This window comes from Bacillota bacterium, from assembly GCA_023511835.1.
GTDB lineage: Bacteria > Bacillota > Sulfobacillia > JAIMAT01 > JAIMAT01 > JAIMAT01.
On record JAIMAT010000018.1, the window covers coordinates 23,983 to 30,359 of the forward strand.

The 6,377-nt window shown below is 76.0% G+C and carries 8 protein-coding genes; 2 read left to right on the forward strand and 6 right to left on the reverse strand.

The window, feature by feature from the left end; genetic code table 11:
- Positions 1-138: 138 nt before the first annotated feature.
- Complete coding sequence (locus K6U79_04820) at positions 139-621, forward strand: OsmC family protein (protein MCL6521681.1); 483 nt, start codon at positions 139-141, stop codon at positions 619-621.
- Positions 622-627: 6 nt separating this feature from the next.
- On the opposite strand, the gene K6U79_04825 is transcribed toward K6U79_04820, so the two are convergent.
- The 6 genes from K6U79_04825 to K6U79_04850 form a co-directional block, all read right to left on the reverse strand.
- The gene (locus K6U79_04825; protein ID MCL6521682.1) at positions 628-1,431 is read right to left on the reverse strand and encodes a YhfC family intramembrane metalloprotease; all 804 of its coding nucleotides are present in this window, start codon (positions 1,429-1,431) and stop codon (positions 628-630) included.
- Positions 1,432-1,619: 188 nt separating this feature from the next.
- A complete protein-coding gene (locus K6U79_04830; protein MCL6521683.1) occupies positions 1,620-2,813 on the reverse strand; it encodes a DUF1648 domain-containing protein in 1,194 nt (397 codons plus the stop codon).
- A complete protein-coding gene (locus K6U79_04835; protein ID MCL6521684.1) occupies positions 2,810-3,181 on the reverse strand; it encodes a GntR family transcriptional regulator in 372 nt (123 codons plus the stop codon). The genes K6U79_04830 and K6U79_04835 overlap by 4 nt, the downstream gene beginning before the upstream one ends.
- A 98-nt stretch (positions 3,182-3,279) precedes the next feature.
- On the reverse strand, positions 3,280-3,603 hold the full coding sequence (locus tag K6U79_04840) for a hypothetical protein (protein MCL6521685.1): 324 nt from the start codon (positions 3,601-3,603) through the stop codon (positions 3,280-3,282).
- A gap of 931 nt (positions 3,604-4,534) precedes the next feature.
- On the reverse strand, positions 4,535-5,206 hold the full coding sequence (locus K6U79_04845) for a DUF5808 domain-containing protein (GenBank protein ID MCL6521686.1): 672 nt from the start codon (positions 5,204-5,206) through the stop codon (positions 4,535-4,537).
- A gap of 54 nt (positions 5,207-5,260) precedes the next feature.
- On the reverse strand, positions 5,261-5,467 hold the full coding sequence (locus tag K6U79_04850; GenBank protein MCL6521687.1) for a hypothetical protein: 207 nt from the start codon (positions 5,465-5,467) through the stop codon (positions 5,261-5,263).
- A gap of 100 nt (positions 5,468-5,567) precedes the next feature.
- On the opposite strand from K6U79_04850, the gene K6U79_04855 reads away from it, so the two are divergent.
- Positions 5,568-6,233 carry a phosphatase PAP2 family protein gene (locus K6U79_04855; protein ID MCL6521688.1) on the forward strand — a complete coding sequence of 222 codons (666 nt, stop codon included), beginning with the start codon at positions 5,568-5,570 and terminating at the stop codon, positions 6,231-6,233.
- Positions 6,234-6,377 lie beyond the last annotated feature (144 nt).

Consider the following 6,377-nt stretch of genomic DNA (forward strand, 5'->3'; position numbering starts at 1 on the left):
GGGCTCATGGCGGACGCGACGCAGACGAACCCCCGTCTCCCCCTGGTCCGCACAGCACCCCCCAGGTAGAATCCACCCCAAAGCACGAGTACCATGATTCCGACTGGAATACTCGGCTTTATCCGGGAGGTGGCCCTCATGGCGGTAACCACGGGCGCGGGCGACGCCGCCCAGGCGCGGCCCACGGTGGAGTTGGCGGCCTCGAGCCGCTGGCTGGGCGGGGCCAAGGCGCTCCACCGGGTGCGGAACCTGGGCCGGTTTCTGACCGACGAGCCGGTGCAGATGGGCGGCGAGGACGCCGGGCCCAACCCGCTGGAGGCGGTGCTGGCGGCGCTCAACGGCTGCCTGACGGTGATGGTGACGCGCATCGCCCGCGAGCTGGAGATCGCCGTCGACCGGCTGGAGATCGAGAGCCGCGGCGACCTGGACCCGCGCGGCATGATGGGCGTGGCCGGCGTCCCGCGCCACTTCCGCCGCGTCGAGGCGCGCGTGCGCATCGGCACGCCGGCCTCCGACGCGGAGCTGGAGGAGCTGCGCCGGCGCGTGGAGGACCGCTGCCCGGTCTCGAGCCTGCTGCGCGCCGCGGGGGTAGAGCTGCAGGTCGCCTGGAGCCGGGGCTGAGGCTCCTCAGGAGGTGCCCGCCGGCCCGGTCGCGGCCGGCGCCTCCTCCCCGCTCCCCGGCCAGGCGTCGCTCCGCAGCAGGCGGAGCGCCCAGGCGGCCGCCAGCAGGGCCGCCGCCAGCACCGCCGCCTCGGTCAGCGGCAGGCTCCGCGTCCAGAGCGGCAGGAAGCCGGCCAGCGCGTCGACGCCGGTATGGACCCCGAAGGCGCCCAGCCACAAGGCGAAGGAGCGGCGCAGCACCGCCACGGCGACCACCACGCTCAGCGCCACCTGCAGCGCCAGGGCGGAGAGCCTCTCCAGGGCGCCCAGGAGCGGCAGGGCCGGGCCGCCCGCCAGCGCGGGCGCCACTCCCCGCCGCAGCTGCTCCGCCAGCGCCGCCGGCAGCGCCGACGGGTGCGCCGCCAGGACGAGCAGGAGCGCGGCCGTCACCACGCCGTTGAGGCCGACGAGGAGGATGCTCTCCAGCCCGCCGTGGCCGAGGCCCATGGCCAGCGCCTCGCCGGGGCGGGGCCTGGGGAGGGCCAGGCGGTAGGCGAGGTAGCGCGCCCCCTCCTCGAAGAGGCCGGCCGTGACGGCGGCCAGAAGGACGACGCCCAGCGCCGCCGGCGGCGTCGAGGCGCCGTGCCGCTGGAGCCAGGCGGTGAGCGGCCCGATCCAGGGCAGGCGGAGCACCACCTGGGCGACGAAGAAGGTGGCGGCGCCGATGCCGAAGGCGCGCCAGCTGAGCCGCCAGCGCCGCCCCAGCAGAGCGAAGCCGAGGAAGGGCAGCGCGATGGCGAAGAGCCCCGCGCCGAGCAGCCACCAGGCCATGCGTCCCAGCTCCTTTCGGGCCCCCCGCGGGTCGACCGCCGGCGGTCGGACGGCGCGGGTCGGAGCGCTGCCGGTCTCTCCCCGCAGGCCCTTCCGGAAATGACGTCATGACGTCATTTCCGCCATCATGATGGCAGATCGTGCACCCCCGTCCGGGAGACCCTCGCGCGCCCAGATCGCGCCGGCGATCAGCGGCCCGCCAGGAGCGGCAGAGCCACGGCCACCGCGATGCTGCCCAGGACCAGCGCCGCGAAAAGCCAGCCCAGCGGGTGGCCGAAGTTGACCGTCCAGCCGACGCCGAACCGCTTGGAGACGAGGAAGCTTGGATCGTCCCGGTTGACGTAGACCAGGCCGCCCCACCAGTAGCGGTCGTCGTCCGCGGGCGCCGGCGCGGGGGCGGGCGCCGGCGCGTGGGCGGGCGCCGGTGCAGGGGCGGGCGCGGTCGCGGCCGCGCCCCTCCCCTCCGCGGACGGCGGGCGGCGCGCCGGGCGGAGGCGGCTTCCTTCCTGTCCCAGGGAGAAGGTGACGCCCAGCATCACCAGCACCGCCAGCAGCGTCGGCAGGACGCTCAGCGCGGCATACGACGGCGGCAGCCACCCCCAGACCACCAAGCCGAGGAGGAGCGCCGTCAGGTTGGCGCCCGCGGCGACCACACCCAGGGCCGCCACCATGCGCCGCCGGAAGAGGAGCTGCCGGCGGAGCGACTCCTCCGGCTCCCCGGGGTCGAGCCGGAGCGGCGCCGAGGGAACCAGCGCGGCCACCCCGCCGACCACCAGCGTCAGGAAGAGCTGCACCCAGACGGGCGTCAGCGCGCTCCCGTAGCTCTTCGTCGCCCAGGAGTCCACCCGCCCCGCCGCGTCGATGTGCATGGGGATGCGCGCGGGCAGGTGCGGGTAGACCCAGAGCCCCAGGGCCAGGGTGGCCAGCAGCACGGCCAGGGCGGGCGCGAACCAGGCCCAGCGGATCTCGCCCGCCCCCCGCGGGCGCGTCTCGGCGACGGCGGCGCGGGGCGACGCCGCCAGCCAGCCTTCCTGCGCCTTGACCGCGGCCAGCCGGCGGTGGGCGGCGACGTAGGCCAGGGTGGCCAGGAGGAGGAAGCCGAGGCCGGCCCCGGAGGCCGCCAGCGTCTGCCCCGCGGCGCCGCCCCAGCCGGTGCCGAGGACGGCCAGCCAGCCGGCGGCGGCAAGGGCGGCGGAGGCTGCCACGCCCCGCCGGTAGCGCTGCCGGACCGCGACGACCGCCGGATCGCCGGCCCGCTCCGGCGGGATGCGGACGCCGAAGGCCAGGCCCCGCGCCTGCAGATCCGGCATCCGCCAGAAGAGGGCGGCGACGCCCAGCCAGAGGATCGCCTGAAAGATCGGAAAGAGGAGGTCGGGCCTCATGCGTCCATCAGCTCCCCCAGGCGGGCGAGGATCCGCGCCCGGGTCAGGCCCCGCGCCCGCGCCTCCTCCAGGAGGCGGCGCGCCCGCCGCTCCCACTCCGCGGGAAACTCCCCGGGCTCGCCCGAGGAAGCCGGGCGGCGGACGACGGCACCGCCGCGGCCGCGGACGCGGAGGAAGCCCTGCTGCCGCAGCAGGTCGTAGGCGCGGTGGACGGTGTGCACGTTGACACCCAGGTCGGCGGCCAGCTGGCGGATGGAGGGCAGCCGCTCGCCCTCCGCCAGCTCGCCGCGGGCGATGGCGGCCACCACCTGGTCGCGGATCTGGAGGTAGATCGGCCGCTCGCTCTCCAGGTCGATCTTGAGCAGCACGCCCGCTCACCTTCCTGCCAGTGCTGTTATAGCACAGGTGGAACACAAGGGAGCGGTGCCGGCCGGACGGGTGCACCCCCCCCGCCCGTCGCCGGCCGCTACGGAGCGGGCGGCGGAGAACCCGGCGCCTCGGCCGCCAGCGCGCGCAGCCGCGCCAGGTCGGCGCCGAGCGCCACGTACGTCCGCTCCCCTTGCGACCAGGCGATCAGGAAGTCGCTTCCCCCGGGCCGGTAGAGCGCCGCCGAGCCTCCGTCCGACAGGGCCAGCGGCTCGGGCAGGAGCGACGGGCGCGCCTCCGCGCGCGGCAACTCGACGAGCAGGTCGACCGAGGAGCCTTCCCAGGCGACCGTCCCGCCGACCGGCAGGCCCTGCTCCCGGAAGGAGAAGGCGTACCGGTTCGCGAGACCCCCCGGGGGCGGCAACCTGCCGGAAGTTCGTCCTCAGGTCGAGGATCATCTGAGCGCGTACCTGCCAGCCCAGGCCGTCCCGCCAGCCTGTCACCAGCACGTCGACGGCCGGCGCCGCCGGCAGCCGCAGCAACGCCACGCCGTACGCCCCGGCCGCGAAGGCCGCCTCCACGTCCGGGGCGGTGGCGAGGCGGAGATTGCCGGCCTGCCCGAAACGGAGCTGCGCCAGGACCGCCTCGCCCGGCGAGGCCGCCGGCCGGGAGGAGGGGTCGACGCGGACGTCCAGCCCGGCTGCGGGCGCTGCCAGTGGCGGCGATCCCCGGGGAGCCTGTCGCGAGCCGTCGTCCTGCAGCATGACGGCGTCGGCGCGCGGCCGGTAGAAGGCGTGAAGGGGTCCGAGCACCGGGTCGCAGCCGCCAGCCACGAAGGACGGATAGCCGGTCACCCGCTCCCCCGTCCTTCCCCAGACCAGCCAGATCTGCCGGCGAGGCGGCACGGTCGTCCGGATGATCACCGAGGTGGAGGATCGCGGGTACGCCGAACCGGGAAAGGGCGTGCCGAAGATCACCGGGAGCGGTCGGCCGGTACCGTTGCTCACGTGGACCATGTCGGCCTCGGGCTGGAAGACGCCGTTCTGCGAGGAGACCACCTGGAACGCCGAAGCGCTCCCGGGGGTGCAGCCGTCGGCTGCGGACGCGGCGTCCGTCGCCGCCGGAAGCTTTTGCACCAACGGGGCCGGCGGCGAGGCAGGCGCTGCTGCCCGCGCTCCCGCCGCCCGGCGGGCGAGCGAACCGCCTCCGCCGAGCAGGACGGCGGCGACGAGGACGGAGAGCAGGCCTGCGGCGAGGCGGCGGCCGCTTCCCGAGCCTGGTGACGTCGCCATTCCACCATCCCCCTTGCGCGGAGAGGAAGCCCTTCCACCCAAGTGGACCGGGGCCCTGCCGGCTCAGCGCACCCCGGCGGTCCCCAAAAGGAGGGGCACCGCCGGCATCGCCAGAAAAAGCGCGGCGACCAGCCAGCCCAAAGGGTGGCCCAGGTTGATCGCCCATCCCGCCCCCGAGGGCGTCTCGACCACCAGCCTCGGGTCGCGCCGCTGCACGACGTAACCCCGCTCGCCCGTCCACGCCGAGGCCTGGAGGACCAGGGCCGCTCCGAAGGCCACCAGGAGGGGAAGCATCGGGAGCGCCTCAGGGCGCGACGGCAGCCGTCCCCAGAGGGCCAGGCAGTAGAGGAGGAAACTCAGGTTGAAACCCGCCGCGACGACGGCGGCGGCCATCGCCTGGCGCCGCCGCGCGCCGCGCCGCCGGCCGGCCTCCCCGGCGGTGGACTCCCCGCCAGCGGGCTCCGCTCCCACGCGGACGGCGAAGCGGAGCGCCACCACGGCGGCCAGGAAGGCGGTCGACAGGAGCTCCACCGAGACGGGCAGCCAGGCGCTCCAGGCGCTCCGCGCCATGTGGGCGGCCGAGAGCGCCGTCAGCGCCAGCGGGACCAGGGCGGGCAGCATCCAGAGCCACGGGGCTTCCCTGGCATCCCGCAGCCGGATCTGCCGCCGCGCTCCCCAGGCGACGATCCCCACGCCCAGCGTGGCCATGAAACCCTGGACGAGAAGCACCACCATCGGCCGCTCGCCCCCCTCGGCAGCCCCGGGCCGCGCCGCCCGCGGCCCGCGGTCTCACGGCGAGGTCGGCGCCTGGACCCGGAAGAGCCAGGCGGCCACGAAGCCGAGACCGTAGGGGCTGTGCGGGTCGCCCCTCCCATAGGCTACGGCGACGTGCCAGCCCGGTGCCAGGCCGGCCAGCCAGCCCTCCCACCCCCACGGGTCGGTGGGCCGGGCGCCCGCAACCCCGTAGGGCGGGATGGCGTCGACGAGGAAGGCCAACCCGAGTGCGGCGGAGAGCGCGATCCAGGGCGGCGCGGTGGCGCCGGCGGCAGCCCCGGCAGGAAGTGGCCCGCCCGCGCGGTAAGGGGAGCGGGCGGGGGTGACGCGGATCCGACGGCGCCTGCTGGCCGCCTCGCTGACGCTTCTCGGGGGCGTGCTCCTCTCGGCCGCCCTCCTCCTGCTGATCCACTCGCAGGCGCCCGCCGCCGGCGCGCCCTGGGAGCGGGCGCTCCTCCTCGGCCTCCACCGGCGCGTGACGCCCGCCCTCTGGCAGGTGGCCTACGACGTCAGCCTCCTCGGCTACCCGCCCGCCATCGCGGCGGTGACGCTCCTGACGCTCCTGGTCTGGGGATGGCGGCGGGCCTTCTGGAAGGCGGGCTTCCTGCTGGCCGCGGTGGCCGGCCTCTCGCTCCTCAACTACGGGGGGAAGCCCTTCTTCCACCGGCCGCGCCCGGCCCTCTTCCCGCACCCCTTCGTGGCCGGCTCGGCCTTCCCCAGCGGCCACGCGCTCTTCGCCGTCGGCTTCTACGGCGTGCTCGCCTACCTGGCGGTGGCCGGCCGAGGGAGGGCAGCGAGGCTGGCGGGCTGGGCGGCCTGGCTCGTGCTGGCGCTGGCCCTGGGGCTGAGCCGGCTGGTCCTCGGCGTCCACTGGCCCACCGACGTGGCGGCCGGCTACGCGGCCGGCGGCGTGGTGCTGGCGGCCGACGTCGTGGCGGCCCGCCGCTGGCGGGCCCGGGGCGAGGCGGCCGGCGGGGCCGAATCCTGAGAGGCGAGGCGCGCGGGGGTCTCCCGGAGGGCCTTTCCGAAAGGACGTCATGATGTCGGATCCGCCATCATGATGTTGGCATGATCGAAACGCTAGCCGGTCCGGCCGCCGGGCAGGGGTAACAGGAACGGCGGCTGCGTTTTT

Coding starts and splice junctions, on each gene's coding strand:
- K6U79_04820 (MCL6521681.1), top strand. CDS start 139: ATGGCGGTAACCACGGGCGCGGGCGACGCCGCCCAGGCGCGGCCCACG.
- K6U79_04830 (MCL6521683.1), bottom strand. CDS start 2,813: ATGAGGCCCGACCTCCTCTTTCCGATCTTTCAGGCGATCCTCTGGCTG.
- K6U79_04845 (MCL6521686.1), bottom strand. CDS start 5,206: ATGGTGGTGCTTCTCGTCCAGGGTTTCATGGCCACGCTGGGCGTGGGG.
- K6U79_04825 (MCL6521682.1), bottom strand. CDS start 1,431: ATGGCCTGGTGGCTGCTCGGCGCGGGGCTCTTCGCCATCGCGCTGCCC.